General features: G+C 61.9%; 13 protein-coding genes and 1 pseudogene. 9 read left to right on the top strand and 5 right to left on the bottom strand.

The window, feature by feature from the left end:
* The first annotated feature begins 157 nt into the window (after positions 1-157).
* The 3 genes and pseudogenes from VL202_RS09445 to VL202_RS09435 all read left to right on the top strand — a co-directional run.
* On the top strand, positions 158-817 hold the full coding sequence (locus VL202_RS09445) for a YggS family pyridoxal phosphate-dependent enzyme (protein WP_325463870.1): 660 nt from the start codon (positions 158-160) through the stop codon (positions 815-817).
* A gap of 90 nt (positions 818-907) precedes the next feature.
* Positions 908-2,815, top strand: coding sequence for a propionyl-CoA synthetase (locus VL202_RS09440; protein WP_325463869.1), 1,908 nt, complete (start codon positions 908-910; stop codon positions 2,813-2,815).
* 135 nt (positions 2,816-2,950) lie between these two features.
* A pseudogene (locus tag VL202_RS09435) lies at positions 2,951-3,124 on the top strand (ectoine synthase); the annotation flags it as partial.
* 69 nt (positions 3,125-3,193) lie between these two features.
* On the opposite strand, the gene VL202_RS09430 reads toward VL202_RS09435, so the two are convergent.
* The gene (locus VL202_RS09430) at positions 3,194-3,895 is read right to left on the bottom strand and encodes a DUF1013 domain-containing protein (RefSeq protein ID WP_325463868.1); all 702 of its coding nucleotides are present in this window, start codon (positions 3,893-3,895) and stop codon (positions 3,194-3,196) included.
* Positions 3,896-4,128: 233 nt separating this feature from the next.
* Here VL202_RS09430 and acs point away from each other — a divergent pair, with 233 nt between their 5' ends.
* Complete coding sequence (acs, locus tag VL202_RS09425; protein WP_325463867.1) at positions 4,129-6,078, top strand: acetate--CoA ligase; 1,950 nt, start codon at positions 4,129-4,131, stop codon at positions 6,076-6,078.
* Between the two features lie 118 nt (positions 6,079-6,196).
* Here the strand turns inward: acs and VL202_RS09420 are convergent, their stop codons facing one another.
* Both VL202_RS09420 and VL202_RS09415 read right to left on the bottom strand, forming a co-directional pair.
* The gene (locus VL202_RS09420; RefSeq protein ID WP_325463866.1) at positions 6,197-6,670 is read right to left on the bottom strand and encodes a thermonuclease family protein; all 474 of its coding nucleotides are present in this window, start codon (positions 6,668-6,670) and stop codon (positions 6,197-6,199) included.
* Between the two features lie 50 nt (positions 6,671-6,720).
* The gene (locus VL202_RS09415; RefSeq protein ID WP_325463865.1) at positions 6,721-6,921 is read right to left on the bottom strand and encodes a DUF1674 domain-containing protein; all 201 of its coding nucleotides are present in this window, start codon (positions 6,919-6,921) and stop codon (positions 6,721-6,723) included.
* Positions 6,922-7,039: 118 nt separating this feature from the next.
* Here VL202_RS09415 and htpX point away from each other — a divergent pair, with 118 nt between their 5' ends.
* From htpX to purH, 4 genes are all read left to right on the top strand, one after another.
* Entirely contained in the window at positions 7,040-7,999 is a 960-nt protein-coding gene (gene htpX, locus VL202_RS09410; protein ID WP_325463864.1) for a zinc metalloprotease HtpX, read from the top strand.
* On the top strand, positions 7,996-9,420 hold the full coding sequence (locus VL202_RS09405) for an RsmB/NOP family class I SAM-dependent RNA methyltransferase (RefSeq protein ID WP_325463863.1): 1,425 nt from the start codon (positions 7,996-7,998) through the stop codon (positions 9,418-9,420). Before htpX ends, VL202_RS09405 begins: the two co-directional genes overlap by 4 nt.
* 299 nt (positions 9,421-9,719) lie before the next feature.
* Positions 9,720-11,405 (top strand): heparinase II/III family protein, encoded by a 1,686-nt coding sequence (locus tag VL202_RS09400; protein WP_325463862.1) that lies wholly within the window; start codon positions 9,720-9,722, stop codon positions 11,403-11,405.
* A gap of 121 nt (positions 11,406-11,526) precedes the next feature.
* A complete protein-coding gene (purH, locus tag VL202_RS09395) occupies positions 11,527-13,140 on the top strand; it encodes a bifunctional phosphoribosylaminoimidazolecarboxamide formyltransferase/IMP cyclohydrolase (protein ID WP_325463861.1) in 1,614 nt (537 codons plus the stop codon).
* Between the two features lie 105 nt (positions 13,141-13,245).
* On the opposite strand, the gene VL202_RS09390 is transcribed toward purH, so the two are convergent.
* Positions 13,246-14,637, bottom strand: coding sequence for an MFS transporter (locus VL202_RS09390; protein WP_325463860.1), 1,392 nt, complete (start codon positions 14,635-14,637; stop codon positions 13,246-13,248).
* A gap of 39 nt (positions 14,638-14,676) precedes the next feature.
* Complete coding sequence (locus tag VL202_RS09385) at positions 14,677-19,464, bottom strand: NAD-glutamate dehydrogenase (protein ID WP_325463859.1); 4,788 nt, start codon at positions 19,462-19,464, stop codon at positions 14,677-14,679.
* A gap of 285 nt (positions 19,465-19,749) precedes the next feature.
* On the opposite strand from VL202_RS09385, the gene pdxY reads away from it, so the two are divergent.
* Complete coding sequence (pdxY, locus tag VL202_RS09380; protein ID WP_325463858.1) at positions 19,750-20,625, top strand: pyridoxal kinase PdxY; 876 nt, start codon at positions 19,750-19,752, stop codon at positions 20,623-20,625.
* Positions 20,626-20,828: the final 203 nt, after the last annotated feature.

Genomic DNA, 20,828 nt, shown 5'->3' with positions numbered 1-20,828 from the left:
GTGACCTTCACCATGAAACAAGCGTAGCGTCAAGTTTTGGAAGGCTTTGCGGCAAAAACTTTGGGCATTTGAAGGTGGTTTGGCGGATTGCCGGTTGGCAGTCGGGGCTTGTTTGGGTATTGCGCCTGAGAAGCGGCAATGGACGGAGAAGACGGCGATGAGCGTTGAAGAGCAGTTGAACGATGTCCTGAGCCGGATTCGCGGCGCCGAAACTTATCATCGGCGCGATGCCGCCAGCGTTTCGCTCGTAGCGGTTTCCAAAACCTTCGATGCCGAAGAAATTCGCCCGGCCATTGAGGCCGGTCAGCGCATCTTCGGCGAAAACCGCGTCCAGGAAGCGCAGGGCAAGTGGCCGGAGCTGAAGGCGGAGACGCCTGATCTCGAGCTTCACCTGATCGGTCCGCTGCAGTCCAACAAGGCGGCGGATGCCGTGGCCCTGTTCGATGTCATCGAAACGATCGACCGGGAAAAGATCGCCCGGGCGGTGGCCACCGAAATCATCCGCCAGGGAAAGCCCGTCCGCCTCTATGTCCAGGTCAATACCGGCCTCGAGCCGCAAAAGGCCGGCATTGCCCCGGACGAGACGGTGGCTTTCGTGACGCTCTGCCGCAACGAGATCGGCATTCCGGTGGCAGGCCTGATGTGCATTCCGCCGGCGGATGAGAACCCTGGTCCGCATTTCGCGTTGCTGGCCAAGCTTGCCGAACGTTGTGGGCTCGACAAGCTGTCCATGGGGATGTCCGGCGATTTCGAAACGGCCGTCCAGTTCGGCGCGACGAGCGTGCGCGTGGGTTCCGCGATTTTCGGAACACGCTGAGCCTTTTGTCTTACTTCTCTGTTTCCGCGTAATCCCCTATGGTCCGTACCGGAGGCCGGCCCGTCCGGTGTGGGAATGGAGGAGGCGGTTATGGCAGGCAGCTATTCCGACGTTTATGGCGCGTGGAAAATCGATCCCGAGGCCTTCTGGGCCGAGGCGTCCCGGGAAATCCAATGGTTCAAGCCGTTTGATCGGGTGTTCGATCCGGCACTGGGGGTTTATGGCCACTGGTTTTCCGGCGGCGAGACCAATACGTGTTACAATTGTCTCGACCATCAGGTCGCCATCGGCCGCGCCGACCAGACGGCGCTCATTTATGACAGCCCGGTCGCCGATACCGTCGAGCACTGGACCTATCGTGCTATCCTCGATGAAGTGGTCGCTGTCGCCGCCGTCTACCGCGAACTCGGGATCGGCAAGGGCGACCGGATCATCATCTACATGCCGATGATCCCGCAGGCCGTGTTCGCCATGCTGGCCGCGGCCCGCATCGGCGCTGTCCATTCCGTCGTCTTCGGCGGTTTCGCGGCCACCGAACTTGCGACACGCATCACCGACAGCGAGGCGAAACTGATCGTATCTGCAAGCTGCGGTATCGAGGGTGGCCGCAATATCGCCTATAAGCCGCTGCTCGATGCGGCGATTGATCTCAGTACGCACAAGCCAGCGCACTGTCTGCTGTTTCAGCGGGAGATGCTGCAGGCGGAGATGCGCTCCGGTCGGGATATCGATTTCGCCTCAGCCGTCCAGTCGGCCAAGCAGCGTGGCGAGGACGTTCCCTGCACGCCGGTGCTGGCGACCGATCCGCTTTATATCCTTTATACGTCCGGTACGACCGGCCAGCCCAAGGGCGTGGTGCGCGACAATGGCGGCCATATGGTCGCGCTGAAATGGTCGATGCAGCACTTCTTCGGCATCCAGCCAGCCGACGTTTTCTGGGCGGCGTCCGATATCGGCTGGGTCGTCGGTCATTGCTATATCGTCTATGGACCGCTCCTCAATGGCAGCACGACCATTCTCTACGAAGGAAAACCGATCGGAACGCCGGATGCCGGCGCCTATTGGCGTGTCATCGAACAGCATCGCGTCGTCACGCTGTTCACCGCGCCCACGGCCTTCCGCGCCATCCGCAAGGAGGATCCCGAAGGCGCGCTGATGGGGAAATACGACCTGTCGAAACTCCGCGCCCTGTTCCTTGCAGGCGAACGGGCCGATCCCGACACGCTCGCCTGGGCGGAACACAAACTTGGTGTTCCCGTCATCGACAACTGGTGGCAGACCGAAACAGGCTGGCCGGTGGCTGGAAATCCGATCGGGCTGGAACTGCTGCCGGTGAAACACGGCTCGGCCGCGGTGCCGCTGCCGGGATATGACGTGCAGGTGCTCGACGACGCCGGCCACCCTGTCGGACCGGGCACGCTTGGCAATGTCGTCATCAAGTTGCCCTTGCCGCCGGGCTGCCTGCCGACCTTCTGGAATGCCGACGAGCGCTTCCGCCAGGCCTGCCTCGCCGAGTTTCCGGGCTATTACCGCACCGCCGACGCCGGCTATATCGATCAGGATGGCTATATCTTCATCATGTCGCGCACCGACGATATCATCAATGTCGCCGGCCACCGCCTGTCGACAGGTTCCATGGAGGAGGTCTGCGCCAGTCACGCGGATGTCGCCGAATGCGCGGTCATTGGTATCGCCGACCCGATCAAAGGCCAGATTCCCGCCGGCTTCCTGGTCATTAATGCCAATGTTTCCCGTGAAACAACCGAGATCGAACGCGAGGTCGTGGCACTGGTGCGCGAGAGGATCGGTCCCGTCGCCGCCTTCAAGACCGTGATCTGCGTCAAACGACTGCCCAAGACCCGCTCCGGCAAGATCCTGCGCGGCACGATGCAGAAGATCGCCGACAAGGAAAGCTGGAAGATGCCGGCGACGATCGATGATCCCGTGGTCCTCGATGAAATCACCGCTGCCTTGCACGGACGCGGCATCGGCATCTGATCTCCTTAGCCGGATTCGGCGTTGCGTCGGAAGACGGCGGAAAACCAGTCGCGAAATTGCCGTGCTGGTTGGTTTGCTGGTCTCCCCGTGATCATGGAATAGCCCTTCGTCGCTCGGTGTCTCGATGTCGGAGAGGATCACAAGGTCGCCTCGATCGTCCCCGGCGATATCAACGTGCTCGACAGGAACGACAAACACTACCTGCGGGGCGGCAAGGACGACGACCTGATCCTTGTCGGCATCTTCAATCCGCCGCTCAAGGGTACGGAGCGGCACAGGCTCGATGCAGGCGAAGGCTCCGCTTGCTGATTCAGCTTTTCAGGCATAAAAAAACCGGATCAGCCGATCCGGTTTTTGCGCGGGAACAATGCGTCCCAATCAGTAGGCGTCGTCTTCGTCCTCATCCTTGCGGTCGGACTTGAGCGCCTTGAGCTTGGAGAATACGGCGTCGGCGTCGATTTCCTTTTCCTCTTCGCGTTCGTAGGAGAAAGGCAGCTTCTCGGTCTCGCGCGAGGCTTCGAGCGTTGCGCCGAGTTCGTCGGCGGTCGGCAGCGGGCGGCCCTTGTTGGCGCGTTCGACTTCGAGGTCGAGGTCGATCTGCGTGCAGAGGCCAAGCGTGACCGGGTCCATCGCCGTCAGATTGGTCGAATTCCAATGGGTGCGGTCGCGGATCTGCTCGATCGTCGATTTGGTGGTGCCGACGAGACGCGAGATCTGGGCATCCTTCAGTTCGGCATGATTGCGAACCAGCCAGAGAATGGCATTCGGACGATCCTGGCGCTTGGAAACCGGTGTATAGCGCGGGCCCTTACGCTTACTGTCGGGAACGCGCACTTTCGGCTCGGAAAGCTTCAGCTTGTGGTTCGGGTTGCCTTCGGCGCGAGCGATTTCGTCGCGCGACAGCTGGCCGGTGCCGATCGGATCGAGGCCCTTGATGCCCTGCGCGGATTCACCGTCGGCGATAGCCTTCACTTCAAGCGGATGAAGCTTGCAGAACGTGGCAATCTGCTCGAACGACAGGGCAGTGTTGTCAACAAGCCATACGGCCGTCGCTTTGGGCATAAGCAGTTGTTGAGCCATGGATATAGTCCTTTTGTCCGTCCGCGCCGGTGTCGCGGGCCGTGGGGTGTAACCACTCATTTCCGGGAAATTAGCGCCTCTATACCCTTGTCGTCTCAGAAATGCAATTCTTCTCGGTGAAATGACCTTTTGTCTAATGGACGCGGTGCCTTGACCTGATATGAATGCGCCCGAAGAGGGGCGTGCACGGGGAGATGTGCCGCTCGAGACTGCCTGAACAGGGAGGAAACAGCATGTCCGCCAAGGTATATCCTGTCTTGAAATCGGCGCGGGATCGCGCGCTCATCGACAACCAGAAATACAAGAACTGGTATCGCGACAGTATCGAGGATCCGGAAAAGTTCTGGGGCAAGCACGGCAAGCGGATCGACTGGTTCAAGCCCTATACCAAGGTCAAGAACACCTCGTTCAAGGGCAAGGTATCGATCAAGTGGTTCGAGGATGGCCAGACCAACATTTCCTACAATTGCATCGACCGGCACCTGAAGAAGCACGGCGAGCAGGTCGCGATCATCTGGGAAGGCGACAATCCCTATATCGACAAGAAGATCACCTATAACGAGCTTTACGAGCATGTCTGCCGGCTGGCTAACGTTCTGAAGAAGCGTGGCGTCAAGAAGGGCGATCGCGTCACCATCTACATGCCGATGATCCCGGAAACGGCCTATGCGATGCTGGCCTGTTCGCGCATCGGCGCGGTCCACTCCGTCGTGTTCGGCGGCTTCTCGCCGGAAGCGCTCGCCGGCCGCATCATCGATTGCGAATCGACCTTCGTGATTACCTGCGACGAGGGCCTGCGCGGCGGCAAGCCGGTGCCGCTCAAGGAAAACACCGATGCGGCGATCGATATCGCCGCGCGCAATCACGTGCATGTCAAGAATGTCCTGGTGGTACGCCGCACCGGCGGCAAGACGCGTTGGGCCGCCGGTCGCGATCTGTGGTATCATCAGGAAGTCGTCACGGTGAAGGCCGACTGCCCTCCAGTAAAGATGAAGGCCGAGGATCCACTGTTCATCCTCTATACGTCCGGCTCGACCGGCAAGCCGAAGGGCGTGCTGCACACGACGGGCGGTTATCTCGTGTGGACCGCGATGACGCACGAATATGTCTTCGATTATCATGACGGTGACATCTACTGGTGCACCGCCGATGTCGGCTGGGTCACCGGCCATTCCTATATCGTCTACGGGCCGCTCGCCAATTGCGCCACCACGGTCATGTTCGAGGGCATTCCGACCTTCCCCGATGCGGGCCGCTTCTGGGAGGTCATCGACAAGCACAAGGTCAACATCTTCTACACCGCGCCGACGGCGCTCCGCTCGCTGATGGGCGCCGGCGACGACTATGTGAAGCGCTCCTCGCGCTCCTCGCTGCGGCTGCTCGGCACGGTCGGTGAGCCGATCAATCCGGAAGCTTGGGAATGGTATTACCATGTCGTCGGCGATGCCCGCAGCCCGATCGTCGATACTTGGTGGCAGACGGAAACCGGCGGCCATATGATCACGCCGCTGCCGGGCGCCATCGATCTCAAGCCGGGTTCGGCAACCGTGCCGTTCTTCGGTGTCAAGCCGGAACTGGTGGATGCGGAAGGCAACATCCTGGAAGGGGTGGCTGACGGCAATCTCTGCATCGCCGACAGCTGGCCCGGACAGATGCGCACCGTCTATGGCGATCACGAGCGCTTCATCCAGACTTATTTCTCGACCTACAAGGGCAAGTACTTCACCGGCGACGGCTGCCGCCGCGACGAGGACGGCTATTACTGGATCACCGGCCGCGTCGATGACGTGCTGAACGTGTCCGGCCACCGGCTCGGAACGGCGGAAGTGGAATCGGCGCTGGTGTCGCACCATGATGTCTCGGAAGCAGCCGTGGTCGGCTATCCCCATGACATCAAGGGTCAGGGCATCTACTCCTATGTCACGCTGATGAGCGGCGTCGAGCCGACAGACGACCTGCGCAAGGACCTGATCACCCATGTCCGCAAGGAAATCGGGCCGATCGCCTCTCCCGACAAGATCCAGTTTGCCCCCGGCCTGCCGAAGACCCGCTCCGGCAAGATCATGCGCCGCATCCTGCGCAAGATCGCCGAGGACGATTTTGGCGCGCTCGGTGACACCTCGACGCTTGCCGACCCCGCCGTCGTCGACGATCTGATCGCCAACCGGCAGAACAAGAAATAAGGCGGCTTCCCCTTCTCCTCACCGGGGAGAAGGGGACCCGCAGGCCGGATGGGCCGACGGGCCACCATTGGAGTGTGTCGCGCGCGCCGGCTTCCGCCGTCACCCCCATCGTTTCACGTCACCAGATCGACGACGCACATCCTTTTGACTTGCGACCACCGTCATAGGGCGTGACATAGCCCGCCAAAAGCATTTCCTGAGCCGGATTCCGACCGTCGGAAAAACTGATATCGGCGAGGACCCGGCCGAAATACTTGTCGCCGGAAATATGGGAGAGATGGATTTCCGTCTGGTCCCGCGTCAGGTCCGTCAAGGCGTCCCACGCCTGCTTCCCGGCGTCGCGCGTTGCCGCGCAGGAGGATTTCAGTTCCGGGGCGTCGATGCCACGCAGGCGCACATAGACTTCCATCGTCTGCTGCGGCCAGGGGCGGGCAGCAACGAGGATCGTGTCGCCGTCGATCACACGGATAATCTCGGCCCTTACCGGACCCGAGATTTCAAATCGCGCGTCGGATTCGGAGGCAAGCGCCCGTCCGGCGAGCAAAAACGCCGTCAGGATGAAAAGGATGGCGGGGCCGGTGCGGAACATCATGGATAGGAAAATATACCGGCCATGACGGAATTACAACAGGAATTATTTCCTTAAAAATCGATGGCGCGACCATTGATCTCCCAATCGCCAAAACGGGAGGGCTCGGCGCCGCCGCGTCCGCCGCGTTCCTCGGCAAGTTCCACCGGTTTCTGCGTCCGGCGACGTTCTTCCGCTTCGGCAAGGGCGCGTCTGGCGGCCGGCGTCAGCGGCTTGCGCGGTTCGACCTGTTGGTTGTCATTGTCGTTCTGCATGCGAATTTCCACGAAAATGTTGAAGAATACGCTCTCTCGCACCATCATATAGGGAAACTCGCGTGCCGGCGAAACCATGATTCACGTGAAACGCCGGCAGATTATGGGAGACCGATCGATGAACCTGATACGCACCGCAATGCTCCTGGCCTTCATGACCGCATTGTTCATGGCGGTCGGATTCCTGATCGGCGGCAGAGGTGGCATGATGATCGCGCTGGTGATCGCCGCCGGCATGAATTTCTTCTCATACTGGAACTCCGACAGCATGGTGCTGCGCATGTACCGCGCCCAGGAGGTCGACGAGCGATCGGCGCCGGAATATTACGGCATTGTCCGCGATCTCGCCCGCAACGCCGGCCTGCCGATGCCGAAGGTGTACGTCATCGACAATCCGCAGCCGAACGCCTTTGCCACTGGCCGCAATCCGGAAAACGCCGCCGTCGCCGCCTCCACGGGCCTTCTGCATGCCCTGAACCATGACGAGGTGGCCGGCGTCATGGCCCATGAACTGGCGCATGTGCAGAACCGCGATACGTTGACCATGACGCTGACGGCGACGCTGGCCGGTGCCATTTCCATGCTCGGCAATTTCGCGTTCTTCTTCGGGGGAAATCGTGAAAACAACAACCCGCTCGGCTTCATCGGCGTTCTCGTCGCGATGATCGTCGCGCCGCTTGCCGCAGCCATCGTGCAGATGGCGATCAGCCGGACACGCGAATATTCCGCCGACCGGCGTGGCGCCGAGATCTGCGGCAAGCCGCTGGCGCTTGCTTCGGCGCTGGCCAAGATCTCGAACTTTTCCCACCAGGTGCCGAACGAGGATGCCGAGCGCAATCCGGCAACGGCCCATATGTTCATCATCAATCCGCTGTCGGGCGAGCGCATGGACAACCTGTTTTCCACCCATCCGGCCACCGAAAACCGCATCGCTGCGCTCGAACAGATGGCGCGCGAGGTGCAGTCGGTCTCGACGCCGCCGGTCAGGGCTGATAATGCGGTGCGCAAATCGCGCTCCGTGCCGCCGACAGGCTGGGGTCGCGGTGGTTCCGAACCACCAAAAGGTCCCTGGTCTTGACATCCGACGAAAACTCGAACGCTTCGCATCCGAAACGAAACCGCCGCGTACCCCGCCGAGGGGAACAAGGTGGAGAAAATCCGGCTAGTGAGCGCAGCGACAAGCCCGGAATCCGGGCTCGCCAGGCAGCCGCAAAGATGCTGGCGGCGGTGATTGATCGCAAGACGTCGCTGGATGGCATGCTCGATGCAACCAACGGCAACCCGGTCTACCGCGAACTGAACGAGGCGGACCGCGCGCTTGTGCGGGCCATTCTGAACTCGGCGCTGCGCCAGTTGCCGCGCATCGACGCAATGATCGGCTCGCTGCTGCAAAATCCGTTGCCGGAAGGCGCGCGTGCGCTGGATCACGTCTTAACGGTCGCCGCCGCGCAGATCCTCTATCTTGATATTCCCGATCATTCGGCCGTCGATCTCGCGGTCGAGCAGGCACAGATCGATCCGCGCAACCGGCGCTTCGCCAGCCTCGTCAATGCCGTTCTGCGGCGCATGTCCCGCGAGAAACAGGAGCTGATCGAGACTGTCGGCGCCAAAATCCCGGCCATTCCCGCCTGGTTCCACAAGCGGCTGGTCGCCTATTACGGGGCCGAGGAAGCCGCGCGTATCGCCGAGGCCCTGCTGACCCCAGCGGCGATCGACCTGACCGTAAAGTCGAATGCCGAAGACTGGGCGCGAAAGCTGAATGGCCGCCTTCTGCCGACCGGTTCCGTGCGTCTCGCTGCGTTTTCCGGCGCCGTGCCGACGCTCGAAGGTTTCGAGGATGGCGAGTGGTGGGTACAGGATGCCGCCGCCGCCCTTCCTGCGCAGCTGTTCGGTTCCCTGGAGGGCAAGCGCGTCGTCGATCTTTGTGCCGCTCCCGGCGGCAAGACGGCGCAGTTGATTCAGGCTGGCGCCGATGTCACGGCGCTCGACCAGTCGGCAAGCCGGTTGAAGCGCCTGCAGGGCAACCTCACCCGTCTCGGATTGAGTGCGGTGACGCAGGAAATCAATATGGCCGATTTTCAAACCGACGAGCTGTTCGATGCGGCCCTGCTCGATGCGCCCTGCTCGTCGACCGGCACGATCCGCCGCCATCCGGACGTGCTCTGGACCAAGGGTCCGGAGGATATCGAGAAGCTGGCCGTGCTGCAGGAAAAGCTGCTGCGCCATGCACTGACTTTGGTAAAGCCGGGCGGTGTCGTGGTCTTTTCAAATTGCTCGCTCGACAGGCGTGAGGGTGAAGAGGTGGTGGAGCGGGTCCTTGCCAATGGCGGCTGTGAACGCGTGGCAATCGATCCGGCCGATTGGCCAGGCCTCGAAACGGCCGTCACGCCGCTCGGTGAATTCCGCACGACGCCGGCCATGATCGAGCCCCAGGACGGTTATGCCGGCGGTCTCGACGGCTTCTATGCCGTCATCCTGCGCCGTGGCGCTACTGCATAATTCCTTCAATCGGAATCGATGTAAGGATAAAATCATGCAGCAGATTTAAAGTGTTACAGCGACCTTTGCGTCATATTTGACGCGCCGCGCTGTAGATTTTGTTCATCAACAGGCAGGTTCGGGCCGTCAATTGACGGGTTCCCCGCGTTTGCCTAACAATGGTGCGACGATCCATAAAAGTTTAATGACTTTTCAGGCAGGATCGGCGTCCTGATTGTATCTGGTACGGACAGCCGTCATTCCCGCTCATCTGCGGCATGGCCCCGTCCGGGAAATGAGGGAAGACGCAGGCGTCAACGATGCAGATTTCGGACCGGCAAAGGCTTTTCTATCTGTATCTGCGTGAGGGTTGGCGCCGCTTCTCGCGACGGCTTGCCTTGGGCCGGAATTCCGCGCTGCGTTTTGCCGGTACCGCGCCGGACCGCCTGATCGTTGCGCCGACCGACCTGCGCGCCGTCGATCCCTTCGTTGCCCAGGAAATTCTGCAGGGTCGTTTTCCGCTTGCTGGCCGCGTGCTGGATACGGAAGGCGAGTCTCCCTTCGAAATCGACCTTCCCTCGCGCGAATTCGGTGTCCGGCTACATTCCTTCAGCTGGGTTCGCCATATGCGTTCGGTGAAGGACGAGGAAGCATTCGGCCAGTTGCGCGGTATCGTCAACGACTGGATTGACACCCATGGCCGTTATTTCGGCGGCATCGCCTGGGAAGCGGATATTCTGGCCCAGCGAATCGTCTCCTGGCTGTCGCATTCGCCGATCATCCTGCGCAATGCCGAACATCCGTTTTATCGCCGCTTCCTGAAGAGCCTCGCCTTTCAGGTGCGCTATCTCAAGCATATCACCGATACGACGGCGGATGGCGAAGCCCGGTTGAGGGCGCGCATCGCGCTCGCCATGGCCTCCGTCGCCATGCCGGCCTCGGCAAATACGATCCGCAAGGCGGCGCGCAATCTCGATCAGGAACTGGACCGGCAGATCCTTGCCGATGGCGGCCACAGTTCGCGCAATCCGCGGGCCGGCCTCGAGCTGCTGTTCGACCTGCTGCCGCTGCGCCAGACCTATGTCAATCTTGGCCATGACGTGCCGCAACGGCTGATTTCCTGTATCGACCGCATGTATCCGGCCCTACGCTTCTTCCGGCATCAGGGTGGTGAGCTGGCTCTGTTCAACGGCGCGACCTCGACGCTCGGCAATGAGTTGATGTCGGTCCTGCGTTACGACGAGACCGCTGGCGCGGTGTTCAAGGCGCTGCCGCTGATCCAGTATGAGCGCCTGGCGACCGGCAATGTCGTCATCATCATGGATACCGGAATGCCGCTGTCGGCGGAATTGTCGCGCACGGCCCATGCCGGCTGCCTGTCGTTCGAAATGTCTTCGGGCCGCTATCGCTTCGTGATCAATTCCGGATCGCCAAAGTTTGCCGGCGAACGGTTTCGCCAGCTGGCGCGTTTGACGGCGGCGCATTCGACCGTGACGATCAACGATCGTTCGTCCTCACGCCTGTCGGAATCGCGGTTTCTCGGCCCGATCGTCACCGGCGGCATCTCGAAGGTCGCGGCGCGCCGCGAGGAGCGTCAGGGCCAGCCAGATGCGATCATCGCCAGCCATGATGGTTACGTCCGCGCCTTCGGCCTGGTGCATGAGCGCGATCTAAGCATCAATGCCCAGGGCAATATGGTGCGGGGCCGTGATCGGCTGCACCAGCCGGATGGTTCGGAGCCGGCCGATACCAACACCGCCATCGCCGTTGCCCGCTTTCATATCCATCCGTCGATCACCCTGCGCCAGCACAGCCCGCACGAGATCTACCTGACGGCGCCCGATGGAGAGACCTGGCTGTTCACCTGTCGCGACAGCGAAGTGGTCATCGAGGAGGACATTTTCTTCGCCGACCCCTCCGGTGTGCGCAAGAGTTCACAGATCACGGTGACCTTCGCGGCCGCTTCGCAGCCCGAAATCCAGTGGATTTTCACCCGCGAGGGCTGACAATCGTGCCCGCGACGCGGTCTTGGGTGCCGAGCCCGGTTTCTTCACGGGAAAAGCTGTGTTAACGGCAGGCGGGTATCTGCCGGCCCCGATATCCGGCGCCGCCCCAAGGAGCTTGATGATGGCTGTCGCCTCCAAGAAAATTCCCGCCCCCGATCAGGTCACCATCCGCACTGCGCTGTTGTCCGTCTCGGACAAGACCGGCATCGTCGATCTCGCCCGCGCGCTGCACGACAAGGGCATCCGCCTCGTTTCGACCGGGGGCACCCACAAGGCGCTGTCCGATGCCGGCCTGCCGGTCACCGACGTTTCCGACATCACGGGTTTTCCGGAAGTCATGGATGGCCGGGTCAAGACCCTGCATCCGGGCGTCCATGGCGGCCTCCTTGCCATTCGCGATGATGAAGACCATGTCCAGGCAATGACGACGCATGGCATCACCGGCATCGATCTCGCCGTTATCAATCTCTATCCGTTCGAGGATGTGCGCGCCAAGGGCGGCGACTATCCGACCACCGTCGAAAACATCGATATCGGCGGCCCGGCGATGATCCGCGCCTCGGCCAAGAACCACGCCTATGTCACCATCATCACCGATGCTTCCGATTATGCCCGGCTTTTGACGGAGCTCGGCGAGGGTGCCGCCACTCGCTTCTCCTTCCGTCAGAAGATGGCCGCCAAGGCCTATGCCCGCACTGCCGCCTATGACACAGCCATTTCCGGCTGGTTCGCCGAGGTGCTGGACACGCCAATGCCGCTCCACCGTACGATCGGGGGCACGCTGAAGGAAGACATGCGCTACGGCGAAAATCCGCACCAGAAAGCCGGATTCTATCTTACCGGCGAAAACCGTCCGGGCGTGGCCACGGCGACGCTGCTGCAGGGCAAGCAGCTTTCCTATAACAACATCAACGATACCGACGCGGCCTTCGAACTCGTCGCCGAGTTCCTGCCCGAAAAGGCGCCGGCCGTTGCCATTATCAAGCATGCCAACCCTTGCGGCGTCGCCACCGGCGCGACCCTGCTCGAGGCCTATGAACGGGCGCTCGCCTGCGATTCGACCTCCGCCTTCGGCGGCATCATCGCGCTCAACCAGGAGCTGGATGGCGCGACGGCACAAGAAATCGTCAAGCTGTTCACCGAAGTGATCATCGCGCCTTCGGTCAGCGAAGCCGCCCGCATCGCCATCGCCGCCAAGCCGAATCTGCGCCTGCTGGTGACCGGCGCCCTGCCCGATCCGCGCATTCCCGGCCTGTCGGCCAAGACCGTCGCTGGCGGGCTGCTGGTCCAGACGCGCGACAACGGCATGGTTGAGGATCTTGAGCTGAAGGTCGTCACAAAGCGCGCGCCGACGGCGCAGGAACTGGAGGACATGAAGTTCGCCTTCAAGGTCGCCAAGCATGTGAAGTCGAATGCCGTCGTCTACGCCAAGGATGGCCGGACCGTCGGCATCGGCGCCGGCCAGATGAGCCGTGTCGATTCCGCCCGTATCGCCGGCCTGAAAGCCGAGGAATCCGCCAGGGCGCTCGGTCTTCCTGCACCGCTGACCCGCGGCTCCGCCGTCGCCTCAGAAGCCTTCCTGCCGTTTGCCGATGGCCTGCTCTCGATGATTGCCGCCGGCGCAACCGCCGTCATCCAGCCCGGCGGCTCGATGCGCGACCCCGAAGTCATCGCCGCCGCCGATGAGGCCGGCGTCGCCATGGTCTTCACCGGGATGCGTCATTTCCGGCACTGAGTGCTGGCCTTCTCCCTCGGTTATGGTCGGGCTTGACCCGACCCATCCATAGCTCAGGAAATGGATCCTCGGGTCAAGCCCGAGGATGACCCCTATAGGGTTTTCTCACACCGGCCTGTTCGCCGGATAAGGAGTCCTGACCAGGATGATCAGGCCGACGCCCAGAAAAGCCACCAGCGTCAGCATGCCCATATGCGCCGATCCGGTGATCAGCGTGACGGTGGAGACGGAAGCGGGCGCGAGGAAGGTCGTTGCCCGGCCGGACAGGGCGTAAATCCCGAAATAGCGGCCCGCCTCTGCGGGGCTGACGCTACGGGCAAGATAGGATCGCGCCGAGGCCTGCACGGGACCGAACGCGATGCCGATCAGCAGGCCGTAGAGGATATAGGCCTTTTCCGCCGTCGTCGCGAACAGCCCGCCCGCATCCTCGGTCGACAATTGCAGCAGACCGAACAGTGTGTAGCCCGGACCGGTCGACACGATGCCGATCGTGGCGATGGTCAGGCAGATAAGGCTGGCGGTCACGATCACCTTCGAACCGAGCTTTGCGTCAAGGCTGCTGGCATAGAGGCAGCCGCCGATCGCCACGACATTGAGGATGATTCCATAGACGCCAAGCTCCATCGTCTGCCAGGCAAACATGCCGGCCGCGAAGGTGCCGCCAAGCGCCAGAAGCCCGTTGACGCCGTCCTGAAAGATCATCCGGGCGACGAGAAATCGCAGAATGCCGGGCCGGTGCTTCAATTCGCCAATCGTCTGGCGAAGTTCCGCCATGCCGTTGCGAACCGCCGTGCTCGCCGGCATCCGCGACCGCGGCGCATCCGGCGTAAACAGAAACATCGGCAGGATGAAGACCAGATACCAGAGTGCCGAGATCGGCCCGGTGATGCGGGCATCCGCGCCGCTTGCGGCATCGAGCCCGAACAGCGGGTCCACGCCCAGAACTGTTTTGCCGGATTCCGGGCTGCCTGCCACGAACAGGACGACGGCGATCAGCACGATCATGCCGCCGAGATATCCAAGCCCCCAGGCGAGGTTGGATATGCGGCCGACTTCCTTTTCGCTGACCAGCCGCGGCATCATGGAATCATTGAAGACGATCGAAAATTCCGCCGCGATCGAAGCGAGGATGATGAGGAGGAAGGGATAGACCATCGGCGATCCGGGAACGGCAAACCATAGAAGCGCCAGCGTCACGATCTTGATGACGGCGAAAAAGCCGATCCAGGGTTTGCGCGCGCCTGTCTGGTCGGCGATCGAGCCGAGAACCGGCGAGAGCATGGCGATGACAATGCCGGAAATGGTCAGCGTATAGCCCCACATCGCCTGCCCGTAGACCGGATCGTCGGTGAGCCGGGAAACGAAATAAGGCCCGAAGATGAAGGTGATGATGACAGTGAAGAACGGCTGGGCCGCCCAGTCGAACAGCATCCAGCCGGCGAGGCCGGTGCGCGATACATTTGGCTCGTCGCCGGCCCCTGCCGTGGTGTTGCTCACCCGATTCTCCGCTGCCACCCCATCCCGGCGCCGACAGTGTCACCTCGTCCGGTTCTGTGCAAGATCGCTGAGCAGGCCGGCCGCGACGGTGATCTTCGCCAGCGTCGTTTCCCCCTTTTCGGTCAATTGCGTCAGCTGGCCGGTGACGCGGGAGATGCGGATCCGGTCGCCATCCTGCCAGGCGCCGACAGGATTGCGCTCGTCCTTCTTGTCGGTCAGCACGGCAATGGTGATGTCCTTGCGCGCCGTGGCGATGTCGTTGATGCTGCGCGACAGGGCCATGGCCTCGTACTGTTCGGTGGCCGAAACCCGCTCCGCCGCGGCCAAAAGCTTGGCGATCCGCAGGTTCTGCGTCACGCCGAAATAGCTCTGCGCCGTGCGGGCAAGCGTCACGCCGGTATCGGCGGAAATCTGGATGATTTCCGGCACGAAGGTCATGACCGCAAGTGAGGCGATCTCGTCGGCCAGGGCGGCAGGCACGCCACGTTCGGCGAAATAGGCAGCCCGCTGGCTGACTTCCACCGTGGCATCTTCGGGAATGGCGCTCTTCAGCGTCGATTTCAGCTTCTGCAGGGCGTCCCGCAACTCCTGGATCGCTTCGCCGAGCGGCGCCTGCATCGCCCTCGTCCGCAGCGTGCGCTCCGTCACGATCGAGAAGATATGCGCCACTTCGAGGTAGAGTTCGTTCTGGACCACGCCGCTGATGACATTGTCGAGCGCGTCGATCTCGCTGTTGATGCGTTTCAGGTCGTAGCCGTCGCGGGTCAGGATGGCGGCCTTCACCACATTGGCGGGCATGAAGCCGGTCTGGTCGATCAGCGTGCTGACGAAGGGCGGTCCGCCCCGGTTGATGACGTCGTTGGCAAGAACCGTTGCGATGATCTCGCGGCGCAACCGGTGCTCGTTGATGTCGCCGGCATGCGCCTTGTGCATCTTCGCCGGGAAATAATCCCGCAGCGTGGTGAGCAGATAGGGATCATCCGGCAGTTCGCTCGCCACGATCTCGTCGAACAGCACGATCTTGGCATAGGACAGAAGCACGCCGATTTCCGGTCGCGTCAGCGCCTTGCCGTTCTGGTAGCGTTCGGAAAGCGCCTGGTCGTTCGGCAGCACCTCCACCTTGCGGTTAAGGTGTCCGTCCGATTCCAGCCGGGTCATGAGCCGGGCAAGGCCTGTCCGGTTGCCGGCACCGAGCATTTCCGTCAGCGAGATCGACAACGATTGTTCGTAGTTGTTGCGCAGCACGAGTGCGGCCACTTCATCGGTCATCGATGCCAGCAGCGTGTTGCGCTTGGCCCGCGTCAGGCGATCGTCGCGCATGGCCGAGGCGAGCGCGATCTTGATATTGACCTCGAAGTCGGAGGAGTTGACCCCGGCCGAGTTGTCGATGGCGTCGGAGTTGCAGCGGCCGCCCTTGAGACCGAAGCCGATACGGCCGCGCTGCGTGACGCCGAGATTGGCGCCCTCGCCGATGACCTTGGCGCCCACTTCGTCCGCGGTGATGCGGATCGGATCGTTGGCGCGGTCGCCGACATCCGCGTCCGTCTCGCTTGGTCCGCGCACATAGGTGCCGATGCCGCCGAACCAGAGCAGGTCGACCGGGCTTTTCAGGATTGCCGTCATGATTTCGAACGGCGTTGCCTGGCTCTTGTCGATGCCGATCGCCGCCATCGCCTGCGGCGTCAGCGTCACGGATTTTTCCGTGCGCGGAATGATCATTCCACCCTTTGACAGGGCTGCCCGGTCATAATCCTGCCAGCTGGAGCGTGGCAGGTTGAACATGCGCTTGCGCTCAGCGAAGGATTTTTCGATATCCGGATCAGGATCGATGAAGATGTCGCGGTGGTCGAAGGCGGCCAGCAGGCGGATCTTCTCCGACAGCAACATGCCGTTGCCGAAAACATCGCCCGACATGTCGCCGACACCGGCAACAGTGAAAGGCGTCGTCTGGATGTCGATATCCATCTCGCGGAAATGCCGCTTGACGGTTTCCCAGGCACCCCGCGCGGTGATGCCCATCTTCTTGTGGTCGTAACCGGCCGAACCGCCCGAGGCAAAAGCGTCATCGAGCCAGAAGCCGGCTTCCTGCGCCAGGCCGTTGGCCGTGTCGGAGAAAGTCGCCGTGCCCTTGTCGGCGGCAACAACGAAATAGGGGTCGTCGCCATCGAGCCGCAGCGTGTCTGCTGGCGGCACGATATCCTGCCCGACGATATTGTCGGTGATGGAAAGCATCGTGCGGATATAGGTCTTGTAGGCTTCGGTGCCGGTCCTGAAGATCTCGTCGCGCGTGCCGCCTAGCGGCAATTGCTTCGGATAGAAGCCGCCTTTGGCACCGACCGGCACGATGACGGCATTCTTGACCTGCTGCGCCTTGACGAGGCCAAGCACTTCCGTGCGGTAGTCCTGGGCGCGATCCGACCAGCGCAGTCCGCCACGCGCCACCTTGCCGAAGCGCAGGTGCACGCCCTCGACCTCGGTGCCGTAGACGAAGATTTCACGGAAAGGCCGCGGTTCCGGCAGGCCATCGAGGATCTTCGGATCGAGCTTGAAGGCCAGCATCGGCTTCGGGTTGCCGTCCGTGTCGCGCTGGAAATAGTTGGTGCGCAGCGTGGCGGTGACGGCATTGACGTAGCGTCGCAGGATCTGGTCCTCGTCGAGGCTCGGCACATTGTTCAGCGCCTGTTCGATCCCCGCCTGCAGGGCGGCCACCCGTTTGGCGCGCGGCTTGTCTTCCAGCGTCGGGTCCATCCGGGTGACGAACAGCTTGAAGATATCAGAGGCGATCGCCGGATATTTGTTCAGCGTGTCGGCGAGATAGCCCTGCGAATAGGTGATGCCGGTCTGTCGCAGGTAGCGGGCATAGGCGCGCAGCACCGTCACTTCGCGCGCGGTCAATCCGGAAAGCAGGATCAGCCGGTTGAAGCTGTCATCCTCGATCAGCCCGTTCCAGGCGGCGAGGTAGGCCTCTTCCAGCATCGGGCCGGTCTTGTCGAGATTCAGCACATGGCCGTCGCGGTAGATCAGCTCCATGTCGTGCAGCACGACCAGCCGGTCGCCGCCCTCAGCGCTCGAAACGCCGATGTCATGCGTCTGCTCGCTGATGACGCGGAAGCCGAGATTTTCCAGCAGCGGAACGCGATGTGAGAGCGAGACTGGCTCGCCGGCATGGAATATCTTCAGTTCCATCGATTCCGGACCCTTGCCGCGCTTCTGGTAGAAGGCGATGCGGATCGGGTCACCCGGCGAGCAGGCGGCGATATCTGCGAGATCGGCATGGGCGTCCGCCGGCGTGAACGCCGCCTGGTAGGCCTCGTTGACGGAAATCGTCACGTCGTCGTGGCGGGCCAGCAGGTTGAACCGGTCGATCCAGCGGGTGACGATGTCACGCACGGCATTTTCAAGCTTGGCTTGCGGCATGCGCGGCGTCTTGCCGCCGGAGCGGCCGATGATGAAATGCACGCGCGCCAGGCCACCTTCCGGAAAAGCCGGATAATAGGCGGAGACACGGCCGTCATAGACCGTCTTCAGATAGAGCCCGATCTTTTCGCGCACGTCGGAATCGTACTGCTCGCGCGGCACGTAGACGATGACGGAAACGAAACGATCGAAATGGTCGATGCGCGGCAGAACGCGGATGCGCGGTCGGTCGGCCAGTTCGTTGATCTGCTCGCAGAAGGTCGCAAGCAGTCCGATGTCGATCTGGAAGAGATCGTCGCGCGGATAGGATTCGAGCGTGTTTGCCAGCATCTTGCCGGAATGGCTCTGCGGGTCGTAACCGAAATGATCGACGATCTTCTCGATCTTGTGCCTCAGCAGCGGAATTTCCGCTGCCTGGCGGGTATAGGCGGTCGAGGTGAACAGGCCGACGATGCGCAGCTCGCCGGTCACATCGCCGTTCGCGTCGAAGCGCTTGACGCCGATATAGTCCATATAGGCGCGGCGATGAACGACCGACTTCACGTTGGCCTTGGTGACAATCAGGAAATCGGGGCCATTGAGAAAGGCGAGGATTTCCGGCGTGGTCAGCACCGCGTCTTTGCCCTGGCGCAGCACGCGCACATCGGGATTGGAGAGGATGCCGAGCCCGCGTCCCTCGCCGCGCTCCACCACGGCATTTTCGCCCTTGCCGGAATAGGTGTATTCGCGCATGCCGAGGAAAGTGAAATTGTTGGCGCGCAGCCAGCGCAAGAAGGCCAGCGCCTCGTCACGGTCGCCCTTTTTCCTGGCTGGCGCGTGGTTTTCCAGCTCGCCCATCGCCTGGTCGAGCAGCGCCGTCATCTGTTTCCAGTCGCCGACAGCCTGATGCACCTGCGACAGGACGTTTCCGACCCGTTCCTTCAGGTCCTGGGCCTCACTATCCGTCAGTTTCGACAGGTGGATCTGGATATGGCTGAAGCGCGTCTCCGGATCACTCTTCTCTTCGGGCACGAAGACCTTAGCCGGCTTGCCGGGCGCGAGCACCAGGATGGGGTGAACGGCCAGATGAATGTCGCGGTGCGTGCTGGTCACCTCGCCCATGATCGAGTCGTAGAGAAACGGCATGTTGCGGTCGGTGACGGACAGGATCGAGACCTCGGTTCCGTTCGGCGTGACGCCGTCGACGGTCGCGACGGAGACCACGGGTTCGCCGTTTTCGCCACGGCTGACGTCCTTCAGCGCATGGGCCGCGGTCAGCGCCAGCATGTCCGGCGTGTATGCGTCGAGATCGTCATGGCTGGCGCGGCGGAACAGGATCTCCGGCGCCAGCATCTTCAATCCGAGTGCCTTGCCGGCCTCACCGACCACACCGAAATGCCGGTCTTTCTTCGGGTTGTATTTGGTGCCCATGACAGTCTCTCCCCGCAATCACCATTTGGCCGAACCTAACAGAAGAATGGCCGTTGGCGATTGTTTTTGTAGCCGTTTTTGCTCCGGATTGATCAAATTCGGAATGGAATCATGAAAATTTCGACGAAAACGGACCGGTTTGCGGATTAAATCGGTTGTATTGCGTCTATTCGATCCTGCTTATCCACCCCTAATTCCATCACCCCTCTGCCTTTTGGCAGGCGCGGTTGACAGCGGCATGACTGTCGGGCGATCAGATGATGTCGCAACAACGGAATTCCTGAAATGTCCGAGACCTCAACCGGTGCCGTCATCGTCATTTCCAGTCATGTGATTCGCGGCTCCGTCGGCAACCGGGCGGCGGTTTTCGCGCTCGAGACCTTGGGCTATCCCGTCTGGGCGCTCCCCACCGTCATCCTTCCCTGGCACCCTGGCCACGGTCCTTCGACGCGGGTGACGATTGGCGAGGACGAGTTCAACCGGCTGATCGACGACCTGATCCGCGCGCCCTGGATCGGCGAGATCCGCGCCGTTCTCTCCGGCTATCTCGGCGGCCCGCATCAGGCGGAAGGCGTCGCCCGGTTGGTTGAGGCCCTGAGACAGAAAAATCCCGACCTGTTCTATGCCTGCGATCCGGTCATGGGCGATGTTGGTGGGCTCTATGTGCCGGAGGCGACGGCGATCGCCATGCGCGACAGGCTGCTGCCGCTGGCCTCGCTCGCCACACCCAACCGGTTCGAGCTGTCCTGGCTGTGCGGCGCGGCGCTGGAAACCAACGCGGCCATCCTGGAGGCGGCCCTGTCCTTGGGCCCTGCCCGCATGCTCGTCACCTCGGCGATCCCGATGATGCAGGGCAGCACCGGCAATCTCTATCTTTCAGGCAACTCGGCCCTGCTTGCCGAACACAGGCTGATCGACAATCCGCCGAACGGCACGGGTGACCTGCTCGCCGCCCTGTTCGTCGCGCGCCTCTTGGAAGGGATGAACGAGGAGCGTGCCCTGCAGCTTTCGACCGCCAGCGTCTTCGAGGTCATCGCCCGCACGCGAAAGCGTGGCGAGGACGAACTGACGCTGGAGCGTGACGCCGCCAGCCTGTCGACGCCGATGGCCATGGTGCAGATGCGGCGGCTGATGCATCCGGGGCAGAAACGCCGGTCTTGATGCCTGGCGGCTCAGGTTCCGCTTGCCACCCCCTGCCCTGACGAATAAACCGGATCGATCCTGAAGGAGCGACATAAATCTTGCGGGCATTACCGGCGACTTCGTTTGCCGGAAATTTGACCCCGTTTGCCTGAAATTTGCTGTGTGCGGCGCACAAACGGTATTCCCCGGACCGCAGGCATGCGATGTACATCGTAACTGTC

Origin of the sequence: Pararhizobium sp. (assembly GCF_035497515.1) — a bacterium.
GTDB lineage: Bacteria > Pseudomonadota > Alphaproteobacteria > Rhizobiales > Rhizobiaceae > Pararhizobium.
This window is presented reverse-complemented; position numbering and strand designations above follow the sequence as displayed.